This window comes from Streptomyces pseudovenezuelae (genome assembly GCF_001513955.1).
In the GTDB taxonomy this organism is placed as follows: Bacteria; Actinomycetota; Actinomycetes; order Streptomycetales; family Streptomycetaceae; genus Streptomyces; species Streptomyces pseudovenezuelae.
In genome coordinates, this window is record NZ_KQ948147.1 from 590751 (window position 1) to 614723 (window position 23973).

Annotated in this window: 25 protein-coding genes; 11 read left to right on the forward strand and 14 right to left on the reverse strand. The window is 72.7% G+C overall.

Translation table 11 applies throughout. The features are described from left to right. Positions 1-3: 3 nt before the first annotated feature. The 3 genes from AQI94_RS18930 to AQI94_RS18940 all read right to left on the reverse strand — a co-directional run bounded on the left by AQI94_RS18930 (position 4) and on the right by AQI94_RS18940 (position 3614). A complete protein-coding gene (locus tag AQI94_RS18930) occupies positions 4-879 on the reverse strand; it encodes a PhzF family phenazine biosynthesis isomerase (protein WP_031047510.1) in 876 nt (291 codons plus the stop codon). 42 nt (positions 880-921) lie between these two features. After that, the gene (locus tag AQI94_RS18935) at positions 922-2763 is read right to left on the reverse strand and encodes a glycoside hydrolase family 15 protein (protein WP_031047506.1); all 1842 of its coding nucleotides are present in this window, start codon (positions 2761-2763) and stop codon (positions 922-924) included. A 71-nt stretch (positions 2764-2834) separates the two neighbouring features. Next, the gene (locus AQI94_RS18940; protein ID WP_031047503.1) at positions 2835-3614 is read right to left on the reverse strand and encodes a DeoR/GlpR family DNA-binding transcription regulator; all 780 of its coding nucleotides are present in this window, start codon (positions 3612-3614) and stop codon (positions 2835-2837) included. Positions 3615-3751: 137 nt separating this feature from the next. Here AQI94_RS18940 and AQI94_RS18945 point away from each other — a divergent pair, with 137 nt between their 5' ends. Next, positions 3752-4636: an SIS domain-containing protein gene (locus AQI94_RS18945; RefSeq protein ID WP_031047500.1), complete on the forward strand. Its 885-nt coding sequence runs from the start codon at positions 3752-3754 to the stop codon at positions 4634-4636. Positions 4637-4644: 8 nt separating this feature from the next. Beyond that, complete coding sequence (locus AQI94_RS18950; RefSeq protein ID WP_031047497.1) at positions 4645-5496, forward strand: class II fructose-bisphosphate aldolase; 852 nt, start codon at positions 4645-4647, stop codon at positions 5494-5496. On the opposite strand, the gene AQI94_RS18955 is transcribed toward AQI94_RS18950, so the two are convergent. Together AQI94_RS18955 and AQI94_RS18960 are read right to left on the reverse strand one after the other, a co-directional pair. Beyond that, positions 5474-6235 (reverse strand): class I SAM-dependent methyltransferase, encoded by a 762-nt coding sequence (locus AQI94_RS18955; RefSeq protein ID WP_031047494.1) that lies wholly within the window; start codon positions 6233-6235, stop codon positions 5474-5476. The two genes, AQI94_RS18950 and AQI94_RS18955, sit on opposite strands and share 23 nt — an antisense overlap. Continuing rightward, complete coding sequence (locus tag AQI94_RS18960; RefSeq protein ID WP_031047491.1) at positions 6228-7370, reverse strand: methyltransferase; 1143 nt, start codon at positions 7368-7370, stop codon at positions 6228-6230. Before AQI94_RS18960 ends, AQI94_RS18955 begins: the two co-directional genes overlap by 8 nt. 67 nt (positions 7371-7437) lie before the next feature. On the opposite strand from AQI94_RS18960, the gene AQI94_RS18965 reads away from it, so the two are divergent. Genes AQI94_RS18965 through AQI94_RS18980 form a run of 4 tightly spaced genes read left to right on the forward strand, consistent with a single transcriptional unit; the run spans position 7438 to position 10527 of the window. Then, positions 7438-8079: an alpha-ketoglutarate-dependent dioxygenase AlkB family protein gene (locus AQI94_RS18965; protein ID WP_062229830.1), complete on the forward strand. Its 642-nt coding sequence runs from the start codon at positions 7438-7440 to the stop codon at positions 8077-8079. Between the two features lie 37 nt (positions 8080-8116). Continuing rightward, positions 8117-9361, forward strand: a complete 1245-nt coding sequence (locus tag AQI94_RS18970) for an ROK family protein (RefSeq protein ID WP_062229831.1) — start codon at positions 8117-8119, stop codon at positions 9359-9361. Next, on the forward strand, positions 9354-10076 hold the full coding sequence (locus AQI94_RS18975) for an NUDIX hydrolase (protein ID WP_031060217.1): 723 nt from the start codon (positions 9354-9356) through the stop codon (positions 10074-10076). The genes AQI94_RS18970 and AQI94_RS18975 overlap by 8 nt, the downstream gene beginning before the upstream one ends. Before the next feature lies 1 nt (position 10077). Then, positions 10078-10527, forward strand: coding sequence for an RpiB/LacA/LacB family sugar-phosphate isomerase (locus tag AQI94_RS18980; RefSeq protein WP_031060214.1), 450 nt, complete (start codon positions 10078-10080; stop codon positions 10525-10527). Positions 10528-10646: 119 nt separating this feature from the next. On the opposite strand, the gene AQI94_RS18985 is transcribed toward AQI94_RS18980, so the two are convergent. Continuing rightward, positions 10647-11618: an NAD-dependent epimerase/dehydratase family protein gene (locus AQI94_RS18985; protein WP_031060211.1), complete on the reverse strand. Its 972-nt coding sequence runs from the start codon at positions 11616-11618 to the stop codon at positions 10647-10649. Between the two features lie 202 nt (positions 11619-11820). Between AQI94_RS18985 and AQI94_RS18990 the strand changes: the two genes are divergently transcribed. After that, entirely contained in the window at positions 11821-12348 is a 528-nt protein-coding gene (locus AQI94_RS18990) for a hypothetical protein (protein WP_031060208.1), read from the forward strand. Positions 12349-12354: 6 nt separating this feature from the next. On the opposite strand, the gene AQI94_RS18995 is transcribed toward AQI94_RS18990, so the two are convergent. From AQI94_RS18995 to AQI94_RS19010, 4 genes are read right to left on the reverse strand one after another with little or no spacing between them, the layout of a single operon-like run. After that, positions 12355-13287 carry a phosphotriesterase family protein gene (locus AQI94_RS18995; protein ID WP_031060206.1) on the reverse strand — a complete coding sequence of 311 codons (933 nt, stop codon included), beginning with the start codon at positions 13285-13287 and terminating at the stop codon, positions 12355-12357. Then, positions 13281-13865, reverse strand: a complete 585-nt coding sequence (locus tag AQI94_RS19000; RefSeq protein ID WP_031060204.1) for a DUF4865 family protein — start codon at positions 13863-13865, stop codon at positions 13281-13283. Before AQI94_RS19000 ends, AQI94_RS18995 begins: the two co-directional genes overlap by 7 nt. An 11-nt stretch (positions 13866-13876) precedes the next feature. Next, positions 13877-14272 carry a (R)-mandelonitrile lyase gene (locus AQI94_RS19005; protein WP_031060201.1) on the reverse strand — a complete coding sequence of 132 codons (396 nt, stop codon included), beginning with the start codon at positions 14270-14272 and terminating at the stop codon, positions 13877-13879. A gap of 14 nt (positions 14273-14286) precedes the next feature. Further along, complete coding sequence (locus AQI94_RS19010; RefSeq protein ID WP_031060198.1) at positions 14287-14865, reverse strand: TetR/AcrR family transcriptional regulator; 579 nt, start codon at positions 14863-14865, stop codon at positions 14287-14289. A gap of 171 nt (positions 14866-15036) precedes the next feature. Here AQI94_RS19010 and AQI94_RS19015 point away from each other — a divergent pair, with 171 nt between their 5' ends. From AQI94_RS19015 to AQI94_RS19025, 3 genes are read left to right on the forward strand one after another with little or no spacing between them, the layout of a single operon-like run. Then, positions 15037-15330: an SHOCT domain-containing protein gene (locus AQI94_RS19015; RefSeq protein WP_031060195.1), complete on the forward strand. Its 294-nt coding sequence runs from the start codon at positions 15037-15039 to the stop codon at positions 15328-15330. Next, positions 15327-16139: an ABC transporter ATP-binding protein gene (locus AQI94_RS19020; RefSeq protein WP_031060194.1), complete on the forward strand. Its 813-nt coding sequence runs from the start codon at positions 15327-15329 to the stop codon at positions 16137-16139. The genes AQI94_RS19015 and AQI94_RS19020 overlap by 4 nt, the downstream gene beginning before the upstream one ends. Then, positions 16136-18697 (forward strand): ABC transporter permease, encoded by a 2562-nt coding sequence (locus AQI94_RS19025; protein WP_031060191.1) that lies wholly within the window; start codon positions 16136-16138, stop codon positions 18695-18697. The genes AQI94_RS19020 and AQI94_RS19025 overlap by 4 nt, the downstream gene beginning before the upstream one ends. 1111 nt (positions 18698-19808) lie before the next feature. On the opposite strand, the gene AQI94_RS19030 is transcribed toward AQI94_RS19025, so the two are convergent. Together AQI94_RS19030 and AQI94_RS19035 are read right to left on the reverse strand one after the other, a co-directional pair. Next, positions 19809-20339 (reverse strand): ATP-binding protein, encoded by a 531-nt coding sequence (locus tag AQI94_RS19030; protein ID WP_078902993.1) that lies wholly within the window; start codon positions 20337-20339, stop codon positions 19809-19811. A gap of 181 nt (positions 20340-20520) precedes the next feature. Beyond that, complete coding sequence (locus AQI94_RS19035; RefSeq protein WP_031060185.1) at positions 20521-20844, reverse strand: hypothetical protein; 324 nt, start codon at positions 20842-20844, stop codon at positions 20521-20523. 346 nt (positions 20845-21190) lie between these two features. Between AQI94_RS19035 and cds1 the strand changes: the two genes are divergently transcribed. Beyond that, positions 21191-22336, forward strand: coding sequence for an L-cysteine desulfhydrase Cds1 (gene cds1, locus AQI94_RS19040; RefSeq protein WP_031060182.1), 1146 nt, complete (start codon positions 21191-21193; stop codon positions 22334-22336). A gap of 152 nt (positions 22337-22488) precedes the next feature. Here the strand turns inward: cds1 and AQI94_RS19045 are convergent, their stop codons facing one another. Then, a complete protein-coding gene (locus AQI94_RS19045) occupies positions 22489-22968 on the reverse strand; it encodes an SRPBCC family protein (protein ID WP_031060179.1) in 480 nt (159 codons plus the stop codon). 52 nt (positions 22969-23020) lie between these two features. Continuing rightward, a complete protein-coding gene (locus AQI94_RS19050) occupies positions 23021-23851 on the reverse strand; it encodes a DeoR/GlpR family DNA-binding transcription regulator (RefSeq protein ID WP_031060176.1) in 831 nt (276 codons plus the stop codon). Positions 23852-23973 lie beyond the last annotated feature (122 nt).

Here is a 23973-nt window from a genome sequence, read left to right on the forward strand (position 1 = left end):
CCCTCAGCCGATGCGAGCCCCCGCGCCCCCGACCCGGACCCGGGGGTCGCCCGCGCGCAGGGTCACCGTGAGCTCGCCGGGGCGGCCCAGGTCCGCACCCTGGTGCAGGGTGAGGACGGCGTCCTCGGGGACGAGACCGAGTTCGCGGGCGTACGCACCGAAGGCCGCGGCCGCGGCACCGGTCGCCGGGTCCTCGACGACACCGCCGACGGGGAACGGGTCACGGACGTGGAAGACGGTGGCGGACTCCCGCCACACCAACTGGACCGTGGTCAGGTCCAGCCGGTGCATCAGGGCTTCGAGGCGCGCGAAGTCGTACGCCAGCTCCGCCAGGCGCGCGCGGGTCGCCGCCGCCAGGACGAGATGGCGGGCACCCGCGAACGCGATCCTGGGCGGGAACGCCGGGTCGAGATCGGTGGCCGGCCAGTCGAGGGCCGCCAGCGCCTCCGTGAGATCGGCGTCGGAGACCTCCTCGACGTGCGGCGCGACGCTGGTGAGCGTGGCCCTGACCGTCCCGCCCTCCTCGGCCACCGACACCGGCACGGTCCCGGCAGGGGTGGCGAACACCAGCTCTCCGGGTCCGATCCGCTCGGCCAGCGCGACGGCGGTCGCCACGGTGGCGTGCCCGCAGAACGGCACCTCGGCCTTGGGGCTGAAGTAACGGATGGTGAACGTCCGTCCCCGCGGCCCCTCCAGACCCTCGGGCGGCGCGGTCAGGAAGGCGGACTCGGAGTACCCGAGCTCGGCGGCGATGGCCAGCATGTCCCCGTCGTCCAGGGTGGAGGCGTCCAGCACCACGCCGGCGGGGTTGCCGCCCTCGGGAACGCTGGAGAAGGCGGTGTATCGCAGGACCTCGGGGCGCGGCGCGTTCGTCGTCATGCTGAGGGCAACGTGGGACCGGGCGGCGGCTATTCCGGGCCCTCAGCCCAGGGCGCGGTCCAGGTTGAACGCCGCGCTGATCAGGGCGAGATGGGTGAACGCCTGCGGGAAGTTGCCCTGTTGCTCGCCGGTGTTGCTGATCTCCTCGGCGTACAGGCCCAGATGGTTGGCGTAGGTGAGCATCTTCTCGAAGGCCAGGCGCGCCTCGTCGATCCGCCCGGCGTGCACCATCGCCTCGACGTACCAGAACGAGCAGATCGAGAAGGTGCCCTCGTCGCCGCGCAGTCCGTCGGGGCTGGCCGTCGGGTCGTAGCGGTAGACGAGGGAGTCCGACACCAGCTCCTCGGTCAGCGCGTCCAGCGTGGACAGCCACTTGGGGTCGGTCGGCGCGATGAACTTGGTCAGCGGCATCATCAGGACGGCCGCGTCGAGCACATCGCCGTCCTCGTGCTGCACGAACGCCTGCCGGGTCTCCGACCAGCCGCGGTCCATGATCCGCCGGTAGATCGTGTCCCGGCACTCCCGCCAGCGGTTCAGGTCGGCGGGCAGACCGCGCCGGTGGGCCATGCGGATCGCCCGCTCGATCGCCACCCAGCACATCAGCCGCGAGTACAGGAAGTTCTTGCGGCCGCCGCGGGTCTCCCAGATGCCCTCGTCGGGCTGGTCCCAGTGCGCGCACACCCACTCCACGAGGGTGCACACGTCGTCCCACTGGCCGCTGGAGATCGGCTTGGCCCACTTGTCGTAGAGGTAGATCGAGTCGATCAGGGCGCCGTAGATGTCGAGTTGGAGCTGGTCGGCGGCCGCGTTGCCGACCCGGACCGGCGCCGAGCCCCGATGCCCCTCCAGATGGCCGAGTTCACGCTCCGTCAGATCCGTGCGGCCGTCGATGCCGTACATGATCTGGAGCGGGCCCGAGGGGCCGTGGCCCTCCGGGCTGACGTGCCGGATGAGGAAGTCCATGAACTGCTCGGCCTCGCTGGTGAATCCGAGCCGCAGCAGCGCATACACGCAGAAGGCGGCGTCCCGCACCCACACGTACCGGTAGTCCCAGTTGCGCTCGCCGCCGAGCTGCTCGGGCAGGCTGGTGGTCGGCGCGGCCACGATCGCGCCGGTGGGCGCGTAGGTGAGCAGCTTGAGAGTGAGGGCGGAGCGGTGCACCATCTCCCGCCAGCGGCCCCGGTACTTGGAGGCGGACAGCCAGTGCCGCCAGTAGGCGACCGTGCTGTTGAACTGCTCCTCGGCCTCGGTGCGCGCGCATCGGCGCGGGGGCACCTCGCCGCCGACCTGGTCCAGCGCGAACACCGCCGACTCGCCCTCGGAGAGCTTGAAGTCGGCCCGCGCGTCCGGGCCCTCGGTCTCCAGTGGCACGGTCGCGGTCAGACCCAGCGACAGCTTCGGGGACTCGAAGACCGCCACGTCCCCGACCATGCGCACGGTGTGCGGCTGGGCGCCGTAGTCGAAGCGCGGTGCCACGCGGGTGCGGAACGGGATCGAGCCGCGCACGCACACCACCCGCCGGATCAGCCGGTGCCGCTCGGTCTCCACCGTGTCGCCGTCGACCGGCATGAAGTCCTGGACCTCGCCCACGCCGTCCTCGGTGTAGAACCGGGTGATCAGGACGTTGGTGTCGGGGAAGTAGAACTGCTTGGTCCGCGCCGGCACGGTCGCCGCCAGTTCGAAGCGGCCGCCGCGTTCGGCGTCCAGGATCGAGGCGAAGACGCTCGGGGCGTCGAAGGACGGGCAGCAGTACCAGTCGATCGTGCCGTCGGTCCCGACCAGCGCGACACTGCGCAGGTCGCCGATCAGACCGTGCTCGGCGATCGGCAGGTAGCCCCCGTGGTCCCCGGACGATCCGCTGTCGTCCCTGACTGATCCGTTCATCGCGGCCTCCTGCGGATCAGCCTAGGCAGGATCGGCCGCGGGTGTCCCCGGAACGGCACCCCGACCCCTCCTCAGGCCCTGAGAACCCGCACTCCCGCCTCCTCGAACCGCCGGACGGCCTCCGGGGCCACCGCCGAGTCCGTGACCAACGTGCCGATCTTCTCGACCCCGCAGATCCGGGCGAACGCCCGCTGCCCCAGCTTGCTGGAGTCCGCGGCCACCACCACCCGCTCGGCCCGCTCGCACAGCAGCCGGTTGATCGCGGCCTCCGCCTCGTCGTGGGCGGCGGCACCGTGCGTCACGTCGAAGGCGACGACGCCGAGCACCGCCACATCGAGGGTGATCTGGCTCAGCACACCGTCCGCGAGCGGCCCGACGAGCTCGTACGACTGCGGGCGCGCGACCCCGCCGGTCAGCACGATCTTGAACTGGGGGCGTACGGCCAGCTCATTGGCGATGTTGAGGGCGTTGGTGACGATCGTCAGCGCGGGGGAGCCGCTGGAGAGGTCCCCGCGCACCGCGAGCGCCCGCGCGACCTCGGTCGTGGTCGTGCCGCCGGTGAGCCCCACCGCCTCACCGGGCGAGATCAGCTCCCCGACCGCCTTCGCGATGCGCTGCTTCTCGGAGGCGTGGCGGGCCGTCTTGTACCGCAGCGGCAGCTCGTAGGACACCCCGTGGACGACGGCCCCGCCCCGGGTGCGCACCAGCATCTGCTGCTCGGCCAGCTGGTCGAGGTCGCGGCGGATCGTGGCGGCAGAGACCTCCAGATCGGCGGCCGCCTCCTCGACGTCCAGCCGGCCCCGCTCGACGAGCAGCTCCAGCAGCGCCTTCCAACGGGCGTCCCGCGACATCCGCACCCTCCGGCCCCGACAGTGTCTCGGTCTCCCGGCGACCTTAGCGCACCCCTCCTGCCTACGAATGCTTGATTGTGCTCGAAAGGTGGCTATATCTTGCAAGAAAAATCAGACGGAGTGGGGAGAGGTACGGCATGACCCATGTCGAGGACGAGCTGACCAGTCAGCCCGAGTGCTGGACCCGGGCGGCGGCGGAGGCCGCACGCCACGCCGACGCGCTTCCGGCGGCCGGGGAGCGGGTCGCCGTCGTCGGCTGCGGCACCTCGTACTTCATGGCGCAGGCGGTGGCGGCGCTGCGCGAGGGCGCCGGCCAGGGCGAGACGGACGCCTTCGCGGCGTCGGAGTTCGCGCACGGCCGCTCCTACGACCGGGTCGTCGCCCTCACCCGCTCCGGCACGACGACCGAAGTCCTCGATGTTCTCGGGCAGTTGAAGGGCCGCACCCGCACCACCGCGATCACCGCCGACCCCGCCACCCCCGTCATGGCCGCCGCCGACGAGGTCGTCGTCCTCGACTTCGCCGACGAACGCTCTGTCGTCCAGACACGGTTCGCGACCACCGCGCTCACCCTGCTCCGCGCCCACCTGGGCCTGCACACCGACGCCGTGGTGGCCGACGCCCGCACCGCTCTCTCGACGCCCCTGCCCGAAGGCCTCGTCGAGTGCACCCAGTTCAGCTTCCTCGGCCGTGGCTGGACGGTGGGACTGGCCAACGAGGCCGGACTGAAGATGCGCGAGGCCTCGCTCGCCTGGACCGAGGCCTACCCGGCGATGGAGTACCGGCACGGCCCCATCAGCATCACCACGCACGGCACCGCCACCTGGATGCTCGGCGAGGCCCCCGAGGGACTGGCCGAACAGGTGCGGCAGACCGGCGGACTGTGGGTGCCGGGCGCCCTGGACCCGCTCGCCGAACTGGTCCGCGTGCAGCGCCTCGCGGTCGCCGTCGCCGCGGCCCGCGGGCTCGACCCTGACCGGCCCCGCCACCTCACCCGCTCGGTGATCCTCGCCCGCCCCTAGGAGACCTCGTGCCCCTGGCCACCACCGGCGAACTCGTCCCCCGGGCCGCCACCGCCCGCTCCGCCGTCGCCGCCTTCAACGTCATCACCCTGGAACACGTCGAGGCCGTCGTCGCCGCCGCCGAGTCCCTGGACGCGCCCGTCGTCCTCCAGGTCAGCGAGAACGCCGTCAGGTTCCGCCACGGCCGCCTCCTCCCGCTGGCCCGCGCCGCCGTCGCCGCGGCCGAACGCGCCGCCGTACCCGTGGCGTTGCACCTCGACCACGTCCAGAGCGACGACCTGCTCCGCCAGGCGGCCGACGCCGGCTTCGGTTCCGTGATGTACGACGCGGCCCACCTGCCCTACGCCGAGAACCTCGCCGCCACCCGGGCCGCCGCCGACTGGGCGCACTCCCAAAAGCTCTGGATCGAGGCCGAGTTGGGGGAGGTGGGCGGAAAACAGGGCCGGCCTCCGCTGGACGCCCACGCCCCCGGCGCCCGCACCGACCCCGCCGAGGCCCGCGCCTTCGTCACCGACTCCGGTGTGGACGCCCTCGCCGTGGCCGTCGGCAGCGCCCACGCGATGACCGAGCGCACCGCCACCCTCGACCACGACCTCCTCAAACGGCTCTCCACCACTCTGGACGTCCCCCTCGTCCTGCACGGCTCCTCCGGAGTCCGCGACGAGGAACTCACGGCGGCCGTCGCGGGCGGCATCGCCAAGGTCAACGTCGGCACCGCGCTGAACGTCGCCATGACCGGCGCCATCCGGGAGTTCCTGAGCGCTCACCCCGAGGCGGCGGACTCGCGCACGTACCTGAGTGCCGGGCGGGACGCCATGGTCGAGGCGGCCCGGCGGATCATCCGGCTGCTCGGGCGGTGAGGACGGGCTGGTAGAACCCGCTGGACGCCGGATCGTGCCAGCGCACGTCGACGAAACCGGCCGCGCCCGCGAACCGGGTCAGCTGCGCACGCGTCAGCGCCCAGGAGGTCGTACGGCGGACCTGGACGGCCCACTCGTCGCCGCCCGGCCTCAGCTGGAAGTACTCCTGGTCGTAGCGCTCGCCGTCCTCGTGCCAGTGCCACAGCTGGAAGGTGATCACCCGGCCGTCGGAGCCCTCGGAGACCTGCGGGGGAGCGGCCCCTGGCCTGGTCCGGCGGAGCTCGTCGTAGTCCCTGAGGGTGAGCAGCAGCCGGCCCCCCTCCCGCAGCACCCGCCGCATGTCTGCCAGCGCGGCCGCCACGTCGGAGGCCGTCAGCAGATGCGCCATGGAGTTGTCGGCGCAGACGACCACGTCGAACACGGACGACGCGAACGGCAGCCGGCGCATGTCCGCGGCGGCCGTCGGCAGCCGGGCGCCGCGTGCCGTGGCCTCCGCTGCGGCGCGCGTGGCCGCGACGGGACTGAGGTCGCTGCCGACGACCCGGTGCCCGGCCAGGGCCAGTCCGATCGCCTGGGTCCCGATCCCGCACGAGCAGTCCAGCACCCGGTGCGGACCTGGCCCCAGGAGAGCGCCCAGCACCGCCGCCTGGCGGGCCATGCTCGCGTCCCAGTCCGCGAAGATCCGGTGGTAGTCCGGAGCCAGCGAGTCGTAGAAGTCCCGCGTCGAGGAGTCAGTCACTCGACCTTTTTACCGCCTTGAGCACCACGAACTTTGGGTCACTGGCCACCAGTTGGCTGTTTCCGAACAGCTTCCGCAGCGTCACGTGGTACCCGAGGTGCCGGTTGCCGACCACCCACAGCTCACCGCCCGGCCGCAGCGTCCTGCGCGCGTCGGTGAACATCCGCCGGGCCGTCGCGTCGGTGGTGGCCTGGTGGGAGTGGAACGGCGGGTTGTTGAGGACGAGGTCGACGCTGTCGGCCGGGACCCCGCTCAGACCGTCCCCGACCCGGAACTCCGCGTGCCCCTGCACCCCGTTCGCCTTGTACGTCTCCTCCGCCGACGCCACGGCCGGGAAGGACTCGTCGACGAACAGCACCTCGGCCTCCGGGTTGGCGAGGGCCATCGCCGTGCCGACGACGCCGTTGCCGCAGCCCAGGTCCACGATCCGCTGGGCGCCGCGGCTGTCCGGCAGGTGCTGGAGGAAGAACCGGGTGCCGATGTCGAGCCGGTCCGCGCAGAAGACGCCCGCGTGGTTGACGACGGCCCGCCCGGAGGCGGCACCGATGCCGTCCGGGAGCGTGTAGCCGTAGGGCCAGGGATTCGTGGGCCGTACGAGCGACGGCTCCGGTGTGCAGAAGATCAGCCGGGCCTTCTTCTCGGCGAGCGAGGTGCGGGTCGGACCGAGGATCCGCTCGAACAGCCGGAGCGTCGAGGTGTGGATCTCCTTCACCATGCCGGTGCCGACCACGACCGTGCCCCGGTGCACCGCGGGTGCCAGCCGCCCGAGCTGGTCCTCCAGCAGGGCCAGACTCTTCGGCACGCGCACCAGCAGGACGTCGACACGGTCGGGCGGCGGGTCCTGGGTGGTGAGCAGCTGGACGCTGCCGGGTTCGACGCCGGCGCGTTCGAGGTTGACCCGGGTCGCCTCCTGGCCGAGGAAGGAGTCGGTGATCTGCACCGGCCGGTGGGCCGCCAGCGCGGTGACCAGGGCGCCCCAGCGGTCCCCGACCACGACGACGGTGCCGGACAGCGCGACCCCCTCGTCCGCCAGATGCCTGAGCAGATACTCGTCGGAGGCGTCCCAGGCGCGCAGCCGGTCGCGCGGGTCCTCGGGGAAACGGGTGAGGGCGAGTTCGCCCCAGGCGGTCGTCATTCGGTCGTCCATCGTGCGCCCAGGCTATCGGAGCCGCAGCTCAGGCCCCTCGGGCAGGATGGAACCCATGGAAGCCGAGCTGTTCCCCAGAATCCGTACGGACATCGCGCCGGGCGCGGTGCACGTGCCGGACTGGCTGGCTCCGGCGCGGCAGCGCGAGCTGCTGGCGGCCTGCCGGGACTGGGCGCGCCCGCCGGCCGGACTGCGCACGGTCCGCACCCCGGGCGGCGGCACGATGACCGCACGGCAGGTCTGCCTGGGCTGGCACTGGTATCCCTACGCCTACGCCCGCACGGTCGTCGACGGCGACGGGACACCCGTGAAGCCCTTCCCGTCCTGGCTGGGCGAGCTGGGCCGGGAAGCCGTACGGGACGCCCTGGACACCGACGCCTCCGGATACGACATCGCGCTGATCAACTTCTACGACGGCGACGCCCGCATGGGCATGCACCGCGACGGCGACGAGAAGTCGGACGCACCCGTGGTCTCCCTGAGCCTCGGCGACACCTGTGTCTTCCGCTTCGGCAACCCCGAGACCCGGACCAGGCCGTACACGGACGTCGAGCTGCGCAGCGGCGATCTGTTCGTGTTCGGCGGCCCGTCCCGGCTCGCGTACCACGGGGTGCCCCGGGTGCATCCGGGCACCGCGCCGCCCGAGTTGGGGCTGACGGGACGGCTGAACATCACGCTGCGGGTCAGCGGCCTCTAGACCGGGCCGAGGAACGGATCATGGGAGACTCGCCCTCATGAGCGGCAAGGCGGACCCCCGGCCGGCGGGGGAAGTGACCACCTCGAGAGCGCGGCTGGACCGGGGGCGCGGTGCGCTCGGACCCGCGTTGGAGCTCGTGCACACCGGCCGCGCGCCCACCCGGGCCGTGCTCACCGCCGAACTCGGCGTGACCCGTGCGACGGCCGGCGCGGTCGCCGCCGAGCTGGAGGCACTCGGGCTGATCCGCGTCGACGCCCGGCCCACCGCGGCCGCCGGTTCGCAGGGCAGGCCCTCGCACCGGCTCGCGGTCGCCGAGGACGGTCCCGTCGTGCTGGCCGCCCAGGTGCACGCCGACGGCTTCCGGGCCGCGCTGGTCGGCCTGGGCGGCCGTATCGTCGCCACCGCGCCCGGCAGCGAGACGATCGACGCCGACCCGGCGAAGGTCCTCGGCTCCGTCGTCGAGGCGGGCGCCGACCTGCTGCGCACGACCGGCCGACGCTGCGTGGGCGCCGGGCTCGCCGTGCCGTCCGCGGTCGCCGAACCCGACGGCCTCGCCCTCAACCCCCTCCACCTGGCCTGGCCGGCGGGCGCCCCCGTCCGCCGTATCTTCGACGAGTGCGTGCGCGCCGCCGGCATCACCGGACCGGCCTTCGCGGGCAACGACGTCAACCTCGCCGCGCTCGCCGAGCACCGGCACGGCGCGGGCCGCGGCGCCCGCGATCTGCTGTGCGTGGCCACCGGCCACCGGGGCGTCGGCGGCGCGCTGGTGCTCGACGGGCGTCTGCACACGGGCAGTTCGGGCCTGGCTCTGGAAGTCGGCCACCTCACCGTGAACCCCGAGGGCCGCCCCTGCCACTGCGGCAGCCGCGGCTGCCTGGACGTCGAGGCCGACCCGCTGGCCCTGCTCACGGCGGCCGGACGCGACCCCGGCCCCGAGCAGTCCCTGCTCCGGCAGGCCGACGACCTCGTCCGTGACCACTACGACGACCCCGCCGTCCGGACCGCGGCCGAGTCGCTGATCGACCGCCTGGGCCTGGGCCTCGCCGGTCTGGTCAACATCCTCAACCCCGACCGGATCATCCTCGGCGGTCTCCACCGCACCCTCCTGGCCGCCGACCCCGCGCGCCTGCGGGCCGTCGTCGCCGAGCGCAGCCTGTGGGGGCAGAGCGGTGGCGTGCCCGTCCTGGCCTGCACCCTGGACCACAACAGCCTCGTGGGAGCGGCCGAGCTGGCGTGGCAGCCGGTGCTGGACGATCCGCTGGGCACGCTGACCCGTGGCTGAACTGCTGGAGGCCGGGGGACTGCGCCTGGTCGAGGTGGCGCCCCCGGTGGTCCCGGCCTGGGCGCGGACGGCCATGGACCGCGAGTGGGACACGGTGGTCCTGGCCAACCCGGCTTTCTTCGACGGCCCGGTGGCGGTCTGCGCGGGACTGTCCCGGGAGACCCCGGACACCCTGCTCGTCTCCTGGTCCCGCGCCACCTACCGCTACTTCGCGCTGCGCCGCGTCCCGGGGGCCACCGTCCGGCGGTCCCTGTTCGTGAGCGTGGTGCAGCCGACCGAGGACGGACGCGTCCTGGTGGGCCGGATGTCCTCGGCCACCGCCGCGCCGGGCTGCTGGCAGTTCCCCGGCGGATCGGTGGAGCCGCCCACCGGTGACGAGCCGCTCGACGAGCACGCACTGCGCCGCCACGCGGCCGTGGAACTGGCCGAGGAGACGGGCGTCGACCTCCCGGCCGCCGACCTCACCCGCTGCCTGGTCACCCACGGCGAGGACGGACAGGTCGGCGTCCACTACCTGGCGCCACCGGTACCCGCGTCCCTGCTGCACGACCGCTTCGAGGCGCTCGTCGCCGCCGAGACGGCCCGAGGGCACGCCCCGGAGTTCGACCGGATCGCCCTCGTCGGCTCACCGGCCGAACTGCCGGACCTCGCCGGCCCGCACGTCACCCACCTCGAACCCGTCGTCCGCTGGACGAGCCGCCGAGTAGGCTCGTGACATGCGGATCTCCGTCTCCTCGGACATGGACGAACCTGTCGCGCGCACCCTCCTCGACGAACTGCGCGCGCGAGGCCACGACGTCGTCGCGTACGGCGCCCTGAGCCCCGGCGCCGACCCGCAGTGGGCCGTCTGCTCCGAGGCCGCGGCCCGTGAGGTGGCCGCGGGGCGCGCCGACCAGGCGATCGTGTGCTGCTGGACCGGCACCGGCGCCTCCATCGCCGCCAACAAGGTCCCCGGCGTACGGGCCGCCCTGTGCACGGACGCCTACACCGCGGACGGCGCCCGCCGCTGGAACGACGCCAACGTCCTCGCCCTCAGCCTCCGCCTCACCTCCGGGCCGCTCCTCAAGGAGATCCTCGACGCCTGGTTCACCGCGCAGCCGAGCGAGGACGCCGAGGACCGCGAGAACGTGGCCCGGGTGGGGCGCCTGGACACCGGCCGGGCCTAGGGACTGTCGTTTGGATCAGCCCGGCGTCGCGGGGTCTGGCACGCACATCTGCTGCAGAAAGGCACCGCACCTCACGGCCGGCCTGATCCAAACGACGGGCCCTGGCGGCGCGCGTCCGGTCAGGCGCTGAGCGCGCCCGCCACCTTCAGCTCCCCGTCGTCGATCAGCCGGCGCACCGCCTCCAGTACGGCGGCCTCCGGTTCGTAGCGTGGGGCGTAACCGAGGACGGTCCTGGCCTTCTCGATGGTGAGGCACTGACTGCGGTGCAGGTGGTCCCAGCTCGCCTCGGCGTGCTCCGGGGCCGTGGCCCGGCGGAACTCCTCCCAGGTCACGGGCTCAAGCGACGCGGTCCGACCGAACCAGCCGGCCGCGATGCGGGCGTACCCGCGTACGTTCAGCGCGGTGGGGGCCACGACGGTGAAGTCCTCGCCCGCGGCCGCGTCCCGGCGCTCGACCGCCCGCTCGAAGGCCTGCGCCACGTCGTCCGCGTGCACATGGTGCATCAGCTCGACACCGCTGCCCGGGACCTTCAGCGGCTGTCCCGCCGAGAGCGTGTACCAGACAGCGGGGTCGAGACTCCCCAGCGGTCCGATCGGGTGCCAGCCGGGCCCGACGATGTGCCCGGGGTGCAGGGACGTCGTCACCAGGCCCCCGGCGGCGGTCTCCTGCTTCAGCATCCGGGCGATGCGGTCCTTCTGGATGCCGTACTCCCCGACGGGCGGGGTGCCCGTGGACTCGGAGATCGGCAGCCTGTCGGCGGGGCCGTGACGCCACACGCTGCCGCAGTGCACCAGGTGCCCGACCTCGCCGCGCAGCCGCTCGACCAGCGCGGTGGCCGAGTCGAGGGTGAAACAGACCAGGTCGACGACGACGTCCGGGGCCAGCCCGGCCACGCGGTCTCCGAAGGCGCCCTCCCTGTCCTCCTGCTCCCGGTCGGCGACCACCTGACGCACGTGCTGCCACTCGGGAGCCTCGACGTAGGCGGTACGGGTGCCACGGCTGATGTTGATCACTTCATGGCCGGCGCGGACCAGCCGGGGGACCAGGAAGGTGCCGATGTGCCCGCTACCGCCGATGACGACGACTCGCATGTTCTTCCCATCAGTGTCAGGCCATCAGTGTCAGGCCATCACAGTCAGATCGATCAGGTCAGTGTGATCAGGCTCCTGACGGCGCCGTCAAGCGCCCCAGCGCCGCGACCAGCGACCGGGGCCGCTGGGACTCCGTGCTTCCAGGACATGGACATCTAGGTGGCCCAGGGCCGTTGTCAGTGGCGGCGGCTAGCCTGCGGGCATGATCGAGACGACCGAGGGCGACCGCGCCTTCCCGCCCGCCCTGGCCGACGTGGCCCGTGTGGAGTTCGACTACGACGACGGCGAGGGTGTCGACTTCGAGCCGTACGACGCCTTCGACTCCGCCGAGGAGACCACCGACTGGCTGCGCCACTGGACCGGCAACCACCAACTCGACGGTGACGCCTACCGGGTCTTCGGACAGGACGGCACCGGTGGACTCGCCGCCCTGTGGCGCGTGCGGCCGGACCGGCCCCTCGCCGAGCAGCCCGTGGTGTTCCTGGGCTCGGAGGGCGAGCGCGGTGTGGTGGCGGCGAACCTGTCCGACTTCCTGTGGGTGCTGGCCGACGGCCTGGGGCCGATGGAGGTCGTGGAGCACGAGGAGTACGACGCCCGCCCGAACCCCGTGCTGACCGAACTCGCCGAGCGGCACGCGAGCACCCCGCGCCGCTCCACCCGGGACATTGTCACGGCCGCCCGGTCCGAGTTCCCGACGTTCTCCGAGGACCTCGACGCGCTGTGCCGGTGACCGGCGTCAGGGCCCGCTCCACTCCACCGCCAGGGCCCGACCCGGGTTCTCGGTGAAGACGCGCCGCACCAGCTCCGGGCCCATGTCGCCCAGCTCGGCCGCGAGCCGCGGCCGCACCCGGCGCAGCAGATACGGCATGCCCGGGCCTCCGTTGACCGAGCGGGCGGCCGCGGTCGTGGTGTCGCCGCCGAGGAGCAGACGGTCCGCGTGACCCGCCTCGGCGAGGGCCCGTACGGCGTCCGGCATCCGCCAGTCCGTGGCGTGGTTGGCGCGTGAGGGCCCGTCGAAGGCGAGGAAGCAGCCGGACGCCGCGGCCTGGCGGTGCACGGTGAGGTCGGGGGAGCGGTTGAGGTGTCCGAGGATCACCCGCCGCGGCGGCACCCCCAACTCCCCGCACAGCAGGTCCAGTACATCCAGCGCGCCGGTCCCCAGCTCCAGGTGGACGGCGATCGGTGCCCCCGTCGCATGGTGGGCCTCGGCCGCCGCGGACATGGTCCAGCGGGCGTGTGCGTCCAGGGCGTGGAAACCGCCCGCCACCTTGATCAGCCCGGCGCGGACGCCCGACGTCCCGATGCCCTCGGTCAGTTCGGCGACGAACACCTCGGCCAGTCGGCCGCGCAACCCGGCGAGCGTGGTGTCGTCGTAGTGGACCGCCTGGTGCAGCCCGGTCGCGGCGACGATCCGCACCCCGGTCTCCCGTGCCAGCGGCGGCAGATCGGCGGCCCGCCGCCCCAGCCCGTACGGCGTCCACTGCACCACGGTGCCACCGCCCAGCTCGGCGAAGGCCGCCAGTTCGGCCCGCGCCGCCGGGATGCTCCGCAGCTCCTGCCCGGGCAGTTGGGGACTGCCGAAGAACAGGTGGTCGTGGGCGTCGCACACCCCGAGCTGCTCGGCGGGGACGTCACCGGCCACCGTGCGGACCGCGACCGCCCTCACCACTGCCGCCCCCGCGGCAGCCGACCCCGGCCCGGTGCCGACACATGCAGCACCTCGAACAGCTCGCCCTCCGCCTCGGGCGCCTCGTGCGTCCAGAGCGAGAAGTGGACGATCTCCCAGCGGGCGGTGTCCACGGCGGCCGCCGCCCACACCGCGCCGTCCTCCCCGGCCAGCCGCTCGGTCCCACCCACCGCGTCCGCCATCACATCGGCCAACTCCGCACCATCGGGCACCGGTTGGCGCCGCCGCACGGCCCACCGTCCGGGCGAGCCGGCGGCGCCGCCCTCCTCGTACGACAGACCGGTCCACTGCCGCACCGACGGCCGCCCGAAGTCGTTGCTGAGCCCCTGGAAGCCGCCTCCCCAGAGGAAGCCGTTCATGCCCTCCACGGTGTTCCAGAGGTAGAAGGGCGCGTACTGGTTCACGGGCGAGCCGTTCACCCCGCGCTCGCGCATCAGGTACGTCTTGAAGCCGAGCCCTTCCCAGTCGTCCAGCAGATGCCCGACCCGGGCCACTCGGGCGCGGACGACGTCCATGTCGTAGTCGGAGGGCAGGGTGAGCTCGTACTGCATGGCGTGCATCGGGGGCCTCCTCAGGCGGGGTGGTCCTCGGGGGTGACGTGTGCGCCCCAGTCGGCCGTCGTGCCGTCCTCCGCCGCCTCGACGACCGCGAGATGGGTCATGAAGGTGCGCGGCCCGGCCCCGTGCCAGTGCCACTCGCCCGGCTCGATCCACACGGTGTCGCCCGCGCGGATCGGCTCGACGGCACCGCCCCTGCGCTGTACCAGCCCCTCGCCTTCCAGGACGTGCAGCACCTGGCCGTGCGGATGCCGGTGCCACGCGGTGTGCGCGCCGGGAGCGAAGTGGACGTTGAACATCCGCAGCCGGGACGGGGCGGGTGGCGCGGCAAGCTCGTCGAGCCACACCGTCCCGGTGAAGTTCTCCGCGGCGCCCCGGCGGGTCTCGGGGCGCTGTCGAGTGATCTGCACGTGGAGGAACTCCCTTACTCGGTCGGTGGCGTGAGCAGTGACAGCAGACCCCGCACGCCCATGTCGAAGGCGGCGGGCGAGCCGGACGCGCGGGCGAGGACATAGCCGCCCTGGACCGTCGCGAGCACGGTCGCCGCGATCTCCTCGCCGTCCAGCGCGGCCGCGAACAGGCCCTGTTCCCTGCCCTCTTCGACGATCCCGGCGATGCGCTCACGGATCCAGTCGATCGTCTCGTCGACCGGTGCACGCAGTTCGTCGCTGGCGACCACGTCCGGATCCATCGTGAGCCGGCCGATCGGACAGCCGCGCAGCACATCGCGCTCGCGCCGCAGATAGGCCTCGATGCGCTCGTACGGCGTGCCGGGCCCGCCGAGCACTCCCTCCGCGGTGGCGCGCAGCTCCTCGGCGGTCCTTCGGATCGCGGCCAGGGCGAGGTCGGGCTTGCCCTTGAAGTGGTGGTACATGCTGCCCTGTCCGGCGCCCGCGCGCTCCAGGATGGCCTTGGGGCTGGTCCCCACGTAGCCGCGCTCCCACAGGAGCTCACGGGTGGACTCGATCAGTCGGTCCGAGGTGCTCATGACCGCACTGTACATACTAGTAGTTACAGAAGTCGAGCCCTCTGGGGAGCAGGCGGAACAGGCCCGCGTACTCCCCGGGAGGTACACGCACTGCCGCTGGCCGTACGACGACCCGGCCCCCTCCCCGGAGCCAGTCTCGAAGCAGCACCGATCGACACCTTCGCAACTCCAGGGAGATGAACCGACATGCAGACTCTCGCGAACTGGGACGGCGGCCCGGGCCCGTGGATCCTCTTCTTCCCGCTGATCTGGGCGGCCGTCGTGCTCGGCGTCGTCACCGTCCTGCGCCGCACCCTCTGGCGCGGCCGCCGCGGACCATGGCGCGCCATGGCCGACGCCGGTCCCTCCGGCGACTCGCCGATCGCCGTGCTCGGCCGCCGCTTCGCCTCCGGCGAGATCGACGAGGACGAGTACTGGCGCCGACTGTCCGTCCTGGACGAGCAGTTCGGCCGTACGGTCGGCAAGGGCGGTGCGGTATGACCGTCACGACCGCCCCGACGAAGACGCCGCCGGCCGCCCGGGTGGTCGACGCCGTGAAGGTGTACGGCAGCGGCGACACCGGTGTGCGGGCCCTGGACGGGGTGAGCGTCGACTTCCCGGCCGGCCGCTTCACCGCGATCATGGGGCCCTCGGGCTCCGGCAAGTCCACCCTCATGCACTGCGCGGCCGGCCTCGACACGCTGACCGAGGGCGCCTCCTACATCGGCGACACCGATCTCGGCTCCCTCGACGACCGCCGCCTGACCCTCCTGCGCCGCGACCGCGTCGGCTTCGTCTTCCAGGCGTTCAACCTGGTGCCGACCCTGACCGTCGAGGAGAACATCCGGCTGCCGCTGGACCTCGCGGGCGGCAGGGGCGACCCCGAGTGGATCGACGCGCTGATCGACGTGGTCGGCCTGCGCGACCGGCTCCGTCACCGGCCGGCCGAGCTCTCCGGCGGGCAGCAGCAACGCGTCGCCGTGGCCCGGGCGTTCGCCGGCCGGCCCGACGTCGTCTTCGCCGACGAACCCACCGGGAACCTCGACTCCCGCTCGGGTGGAGAGGTCCTCGGCCTCCTCGGCAGGACCGTGCGCCGGACGGCCCGCACCGTCGTCATGGTCACCCACGACCCGGTCTCCGCCGCCCACGCCGACGAGGTGGTCTTCCTCGCCGACGGACGCCTGGTGGACCGTATGGAGAACCCGACGGCCGACCGGGTCCTGGACCGCATGAAGGCCTTCGAGGTGCCCTCGCAGACAGATGTGCCGTCACGGTCCGAGACGCCCTCGCGGACGGAGGTCCCCTCGTGAACGCCTCCCTGCGCCTGAGCGTGAACTCCCTGCGCGCCCACAAGCGGCGCTTCGCCGGAACCTTCCTCGCCGTGTTCCTCGGTGTCGCCTTCCTCGCCGGAACTCTCGTCATGGGCGACACCCTCCGGGCCGGCTTCGACACCATGTTCGGCAACGCGACCGGCGGCACCGACGCCGTGGTCCGCAGCGCCGAGGCCATCACCACGCCGGGGGAGAGCCAGGGGGTGCGCGAGCCGGTCACCACCGACCTGGTCAGTACCGTCGAGCAGGTCCCCGGCGTCGCGGCCGCGGTCCCCGACATCCAGGGCGCCGGCCAGCTCGTCGGCGCGAACGGCGAGCCCATCGGCGGCCAGGGCCCGCCCACCCTCGCCGGCAACTGGATCGACGACCCGAAGCTCAACCCGTACGAACTGGCCGAGGGCCGCGCCCCGAAGAGGTCCGGCGAGGTCGTCGTCAACCGCGGCACCGCCGAGAAGGGCGACCTGAAGATCGGCGACACGACGGTCCTGCGGACGCCCGACCCCGTCGAGGTGACCGTCGTCGGTCTCGCGACCTTCGGCGGCGAGGACGGCATGGCCCAGGTGACCTTCACCGGCATGACCCTGGCCGACGCCGAGAAGTACCTCACGGCCAGGCCCGGTGAGGCGTCGAGCATCCAGGTGCGCGCGGGTCCCGGTGTCGGTCAGCGGGAGCTCGTCGACCGGCTGAGCCGCGTACTGCCCCGGGGCGTCGAGGCGATCACCGGTCAGGAGTCGACCGAGGAGAACACCGACATGATCTCCAGTCAGTTCCTGTCCGTCTTCACGACCTTTCTGCTGGTGTTCTCGGGCGTCGCCCTCCTGGTCGCCACCTTCTCCATCCACAACACCTTCGCGATCGTCGTCGCCCAACGCACCCGTGAGAACGCCCTGTTGAGGGCACTCGGCGCCTCCCGACGCCAGGTCACCGCCTCGACCCTGACCGAGGCGAGCGTCGTGGCCGGCGCCGCCTCCGCCGCGGGCATCGCGGGCGGCATCGGGGTGGCCGCCGGCCTCCAGGCGCTGTTCCCTGCGATCGGATTCCCCTTCCCCGAGGGCGACTTGGTGATCAGCACACTCTCGATGCTGCTGCCGCTCGCGGTCGGCGTCGTGGTCTGCCTGGGCTCCGCGCTGCTGCCCGCCCTACGCGCCGGACGCACCGCGCCGCTGGCCGCCCTGCGCGAGACGGCCGTCGACCAGTCGGGGGCATCCCGCGTCCGTGCCGTCATCGGGGCCGGCCTCGCCGCGCTCGCCGTGTCCCTCACCCTGACCGGCGTCCTGGTGTCACCGTCCCTCTGGCTCGCGGCAGCCGGCGCGGTCCTCGCTCTCGTGGCCTTCGTGGTCCTCGGCCCGGTCGCCTCCACCACGGCCGTACGCGTGCTCGGCGGCCCGCTCGCCCGGCTCCGTGGCGTCACCGGGTCCCTCGCCCGGCGCAACGCCCTGCGCAGCCCCGGGCGGACGGCCGCCACCGCGAGTGCGCTGATGATCGGCGTGGCCGTGGTCTCGCTGTTCACGGTCTTCGGGGCGTCCCTTAAGGCCACCATGGACCAGACCGTGTCCCGGTCCTTCGCGGGCGACGTCGCCGTCAGCACCCCGTCGTTCGGCGCGGGCGGCAGCGGTCTGAGCCCCCGGCTCGCCGGAGCGCTTCAGGCGCTTCCCGAGGTGGACACGGCCGTGGGTCTCGGGCGCGGTGTCGCCGAAGTCGACGGCAAGGGAAGGGCATTGACGGTCGCCGACCCGATCGCCCTGGAGCGCACCTTCGATCTCGGTACCGTGCGCGGCTCCCTGCGCGGCCTCGGCACCGACGGCATCGCCATCACCCGGACGGAGGCGGAGAAGCAGGGCCTCACGACCGGGGACAAGGCCCGACTCACCTTCACCGACGGCGAGAAGGACGACTTCACGGTCCGCGCGGTCTACGGCCGGTCCGAGCTGGCGGGCGATTACGTCATCACCCGCGCGGCCTGGGCCCCGCACCGCACCCAGGACTCCGACACGGTCGTCGCGGTCTCCTTCAAGGACGGCGTGAGCACCGGCGCGGGCAAGGCGGCGGTGGAGAAGGTCGCTGCGCGCTACGGCCATCCCGAGGTGCAGACCCGCGACGAGTACGCGCAGTCCTCGGCCGCCGGCATCGACATGATGCTCTCGCTGGTCTACGCGCTGCTCGCCCTGGCGGTCCTCATCGCGCTGCTGGGCATCGCCAACACGCTGACGCTGGCGATCCACGAGCGCACCCGCGAACTGGGCCTGCTCAGGGCCGTGGGCCAGACCCGTTCCCAGCTCCGCGCCATGGTCCGCTGGGAGTCGGTCCTGGTCGCCGCCTTCGGCACGATCGGTGGCCTCACCCTCGGCGCCTTCCTCGGCTGGGTCCTGGTCAGGGCCTCGGACGGCACGAGCGACAGCACCTTCGCCTTCGCCGTCCCGCCCCTCCAACTCACGGTGGTCGCCATGGTGGGCCTCACCGCGGGAGCCCTGGCAGGCCTGCGCCCGGCCCGCCGCGCCGCCCGCCTCGACGTCCTACGGGCGATCGCGACCGAGTGAGCCGTCCGAAGCGGCGGGCCGGCGTCGGGACGCAGATTGCGTGGATCTCGCGGGACGCGCGTCCCGACGTGCGGCGGGCGTTCGCGCCCGGCGCCCCCATGGGCTGTGACGGGCGGGAGCTGAGTGGCGACGGGTGGGCCGACCTTTCCGTCAGGGGGGTGCCGGTGCCGGGACGTAGATTGCGCGGGGCGCGTGGCTCGACGTAGGGCGGGCGTTCGCGCCAGGGCCGGACAGGCGCGGGGCGAATCCATGGGCTGAGGCGGGCAGAAGCCGACTGGCGACGGGTGGGCCGGTCTTTCCGGCAGGGGGAGTCGGCGGGTTGCGCTGGTGCCGGGACGTAGATTGCGCGGGGCGCGTGGCTCGACGTAGGGCGGGCGTTCGCGCCAGGGCCGGACAGGCGCGGGTGAACCCATCGCCTGTGACGGGCAGGAGCCGACCGGCCCGGGTGGGCCAACTCGCCCGGTCAGGGGGGCGGCGGGTTGCGCTGGTGCCGGGACGCGGATTGCGCGGGGCGCGCGTCTCGACCTGCCGCGGGCGTCAGCGCCCGGATCGGGACGGGTGCGGGGCGAACCCATCGGCTGCGACGGGCAGAAGCCGACCGGCGACGGGTGGGCCAACTCTCCCGGTCAGGGAGTCGGAGGGTGTCGGGACACAGTCCACGCGGGAGCCTTCGCGATCCCCGCGCTGGGCGCGCGTCTCGACATACCGCAGGCGTTCGCGCTCAGGGGCAGTCGCGCGGGGCGAGCCCATCGGCTGACACGGGCAGGAGCCCACTGGCGACGAGCGGGCCTACCTATCCGTCAGGGGAAGCCGGAGTGCCGCGCCGGGGCCGGGACGCCGATCGCGCGGCAGTCTTCGCGGGCCGCGCGCGTCTCGACGTACCGCTGCCGTTCGTGCCCAGGGTCAGTCGGACCGCAGCGACCCGCCGATCGCCGAGTGAGACGGGCAGCACCCCACCGACGCGTCGGCCGCGACACAACCGGTGGGGCCCGCCGCCGTCGGGGCGACGGACGCGCCGTGGCCCGAGGGGCCGAGCGCGATCGTCGTCCCGGCACTGCACGGCAGCGTCCCGCAGGCTGACGAGCGAAACAGAGGAGTCGTCACCGCCCGGTCAGCCGGCAACGGCGGACCGGGCGGGAGCGTGTTCGGGCCTGCGGCCGTCAACCCGCACCTCGGCGAACCGGAGCGCGGTCTTGTCGAGGACGGTCTGCCGCTGGGGCCGCTGCGGCAGCGTCGCGGAAGGCGTCGGCAGGGTGAACCACACGAACTTCCCCGACTCGCCGTCCGGCCGTACGCCCCAGCTCTCGCTGACCGCGGCGACCATCGCGAGGCCGCGCCCGCACGTGGCGAGCGGCTCGGTGTCCTTGATGTCGGCCACGACCGGCAGACGCGGGTCGTGGTCGTGCACCGAGACCATGAGCCGGTCGAGCAGCAGCTCGATCTTCACGGTGCACGTCTTGTCGGGCTGCGCATGGCGGTGGACGTTGGTCAAGAGCTCCGTCACACCGAGCACGGCCCGGTCTATGAGGGGATCCATATGCCAGTAGCGCAATTGCGCAGAAAGGATTCTGCGGACCTGGCCGATCCGCGACGGCAGAGCTTGGAGCTCCACCGTGCAATGCCTGCTTGGGTGACTGATCACGGCTGCGACTCCCCGACGTGAGGTCCGGAAGAACACGGAGTTCGGATCGAGCAGGTGCCTGGATGGAACGGCCGCCTGCTGTCGTGCCCGGCGGGCTGGTGTGCAGCGTGATCGCCGGTAAACCCAGAGTGATGTGAGACCAGCGTGACGCAGGAGGCGCGGTACCGCAACTCGCGGTGACCTATTCGCTACGCCCCGCAGCCCGGCGTACGGCCTCGATGAACCGGCGCGCCGCGGGCGGCCCCGGCTCGCCCGGAGCGGGGTCGTGCTCGCCCAGGGTCAGCAGATACCGGTTGCCGTTGAGGTCCGCGAGAGCCCGGTCGTCGGCGGCGAACCAGGGCTTGGAGGCGCGCACCGCCTGCACCGGCGCACTGTCGATCTCGCTGCCGTAACTGGTGAGCAGTTCCAGTCTGCCGTCGTTGATCCGGACCTGACCGGCCCGGGTGAGCGAGCGCAACCTCTTCCCGATCCGCACGCCCGTAGCCGTGAACTCCGGCTCCGCCATGCCGCCCCGCCCCCTTGTGCGCGTCGGTGTGCCGGCTCGTACGACCGCGTGGGCCGAGAGCCGGCTTCTGTCGTGATCCAGTGTGCGCCCCCGTCCGAGACGTCCGTCCCGCCCGGTGCAGTCTGCCCGCCACGGGCGTCGAGCACCAGTACGCACGGCATCTCGCCGGGAGCGCCCGGAGCACTCGTCCGAATGCGCCCCCGCCCTCGCGCCCCGCCCTGACCCCAGGGTGCCTTTGAGGCTCCCAAAGGTGTGTTTATGCAGGTGAGAAGCGTGCGGAAGGTGTCTATGATCGAGTCATCGGCCGCGCGACGCGCCGTCGGCGCGAAGTGTTAGGAGCCCTGCCGTGAGCACCCCTCAGCAGACCAGGACCGGCGACACCCTCGACATCGACCACACCGACACCGCCTACCGCGGCTGGCTGAAAGAAGCCGTCCGCAAGGTCCAGGCCGACGCCAACCGCTCGGCCGACACCCACCTCCTGCGCTTCCCGCTCCCGGAGAAGTGGGGCATCGACCTGTACCTCAAGGACGAGTCGACCCACCCCACCGGCAGCCTCAAGCACCGCCTCGCCCGCTCGCTCTTCCTCTACGGCCTGTGCAATGGCTGGATCCGGCCCGGCCGCCCGGTGATCGAGGCGTCCAGCGGCTCCACGGCCGTGTCCGAGGCGTACTTCGCGAAGCTGATCGGTGTGCCCTTCATCGCGGTGATGCCGCGCACGACGAGCGCCGAGAAGATCCGCCTCATCGAGTTCCACGGCGGCCGGTGCCACTTCGTGGACGACCCGCGCACCATGTACGAGGAGTCCGCCCGTCTCGCGGGGGAGACGGGCGGCCACTACATGGACCAGTTCACCTACGCGGAACGGGCCACGGACTGGCGCGGCAACAACAACATCGCCGAATCCATCTTCCGTCAACTGGAGTTGGAGCGTTTCCCGGAGCCCGCGTGGATCGTCGCCACGGCCGGCACCGGCGGCACCTCGGCGACCATCGCCCGGTACGTCCACTACATGCAGCACGACACCCGCATCTGTGTGGCCGACCCGGAGAACTCCTGTTTCTTCGAGGGCTGGAGCACCGGCGATCCGGACGTCACGTGCGACTGCGGCTCGCGCATCGAGGGCATCGGCCGTCCGCGCATGGAGCCGAGCTTCGTGCCCGGGGCGATCGACCGCATGATGAAGGTCCCGGACGCGGCCAGTGTCGCCGCCGTGCGCGCCCTGGAGCGGGCCATCGGCCGCCGGGCGGGCGGCTCGACCGGCACCGGTCTGTGGAGCGCGCTGAAGATCATCGCCGAGATGGTGGCCGAAGGGCGGCAGGGGAGCGTCGTCACCCTGCTCTGCGACCCCGGAGACCGTTACCTGGACAAGTACTACTCGGACGCGTGGCTGGCCGAGCAGGGCCTGGACATCGAGCCCCACACGGCGGCGATCGCCTCCCTGCTGGAGACGGGGGTCTGGCCCGCGCGGGCCACGTCGGACGGCCTCTAGCCGACCGGCGGCCTCGGCTCACCCCACAGCCTTCGGTCGACCGCCAGCCGCCAGCCGCCAGCCGCCACCCGCCGAGCGACGGTCCACGCCATGCACCCGATGAGCGAGCCCGGAAGGCGGCCGGACCCGTCACGCACCTTCCCGGAGCCCGGCTAGGAGCCCTGCGCCGCGAGCCGACGGTCCAGCGTCCGGACCGCCTCCCGGAAGGCCCGCCCCAGCCCGGCCCGCCCGAGCCTTGCGACCACGCGGAACGCCGCCGTGCCGTCCACGGCGAACGTCCAGCGCACATGGGTGCCCGGTCCTGCGGGAGTGAGCCGCCACTCCTCGGCGATGGCACGGGCGCCGGGCGCGTTGGCCACATCGACCCGGTAGGCGTACACCTCCGGGGCCTCGGCCGCGAGGATCGTCTCCTGGAAGCGCCCGCCGCCCCTGAGGTGGATCTCCCGGGTCGAGCCGTCCCCGGTCGAGCGGGCCAGCGTCACCGCGGAGAACCATTCCTCCCAGCCCGGCACGTCCTCGGCGAGCGCCCGGTGGACCGCCTTCGGCGGAGCCGACATCTCCTGCGCGAACACCATCCGTACGGGCGCGGTCGCGATGAAGTCGAGCTCCACCGCGCGCAGTTGGTGAGCCATGAGCACATCCCCCTGGTGTCGGACGGGACGTGTCACCTTAGTTGACGCTCAGTCAGATGTCTGTACCGTCAACGGACTCGCCCGCCACCACCAGCCGTCGCAGATGCTCCGAGACCTCCGCGCGCGCCGACGCCGGCAGCCCCGCGTCCGTCACCAGCGTGTCGACCTGCTCCAGCGACGCGAACGAACTCAGGCCCACGGTGCCCCACTTGGTGTGGTCGGCGACCACCACGACCCGCCGGGCCGACTGCACGAGACGCCGGTTGGTCTCGGCCTCCGCGAGGTTCGGCGTGGACAGGCCGGCCTCGACCGATATGCCGTGCACACCGAGGAAGAGCACGTCGAAGTGGAGCGCCCCGATCGCCTGGTCGGCCACCGGTCCCACCAGCGAGTCGGAGGGGGTGCGCACACCGCCGGTCAGCACGACGGTCGCCGCACCCTGACGGGGGCCCGTGGTGCGCTGCGCCGCGTGGAACACGTCGGCCACCCGCACCGAGTTGGTCACCACGGTCAGGTCCGGCACGTCGAGCAGATGGTGGGCCAGCGCGTAGGTCGTCGTACCGCCCGACAGGGCGATCGCGGTGCCCGGGGCGACCAGCTCCGCCGCGGACCGCGCGATGTCCTCCTTGGCGGTCAGCTCCAGACCCGACTTCGCCTCGAAGCCGGGCTCGTGGGTGCTCGCCTCGACCACCGGGACGGCGCCGCCGTGCACCTTCTCCAGCACACCCTGGCGGGCCAGCGCGTCGAGATCACGCCGTACGGTCATGTCCGACACGCCGAGCTTGCGGGTCAGCTCGTTGACGCGCACCCCGCCTCGGCGCCGGACCTCGTCCAGGATCAGGGCGCGCCGCTGCTCCGCGAGGAGGTTCTGATTCTCACTCACGTACGCTCCGGTCCTTTCGCCTGGGGCCGTCCGACTCGCCCTGCGCACCCTCTCCCACGAGGACATTTTGCCCGTCCCTGGTGCGCGGGACGTCCCATACTCGCACGGGCCCCCACCAGGAG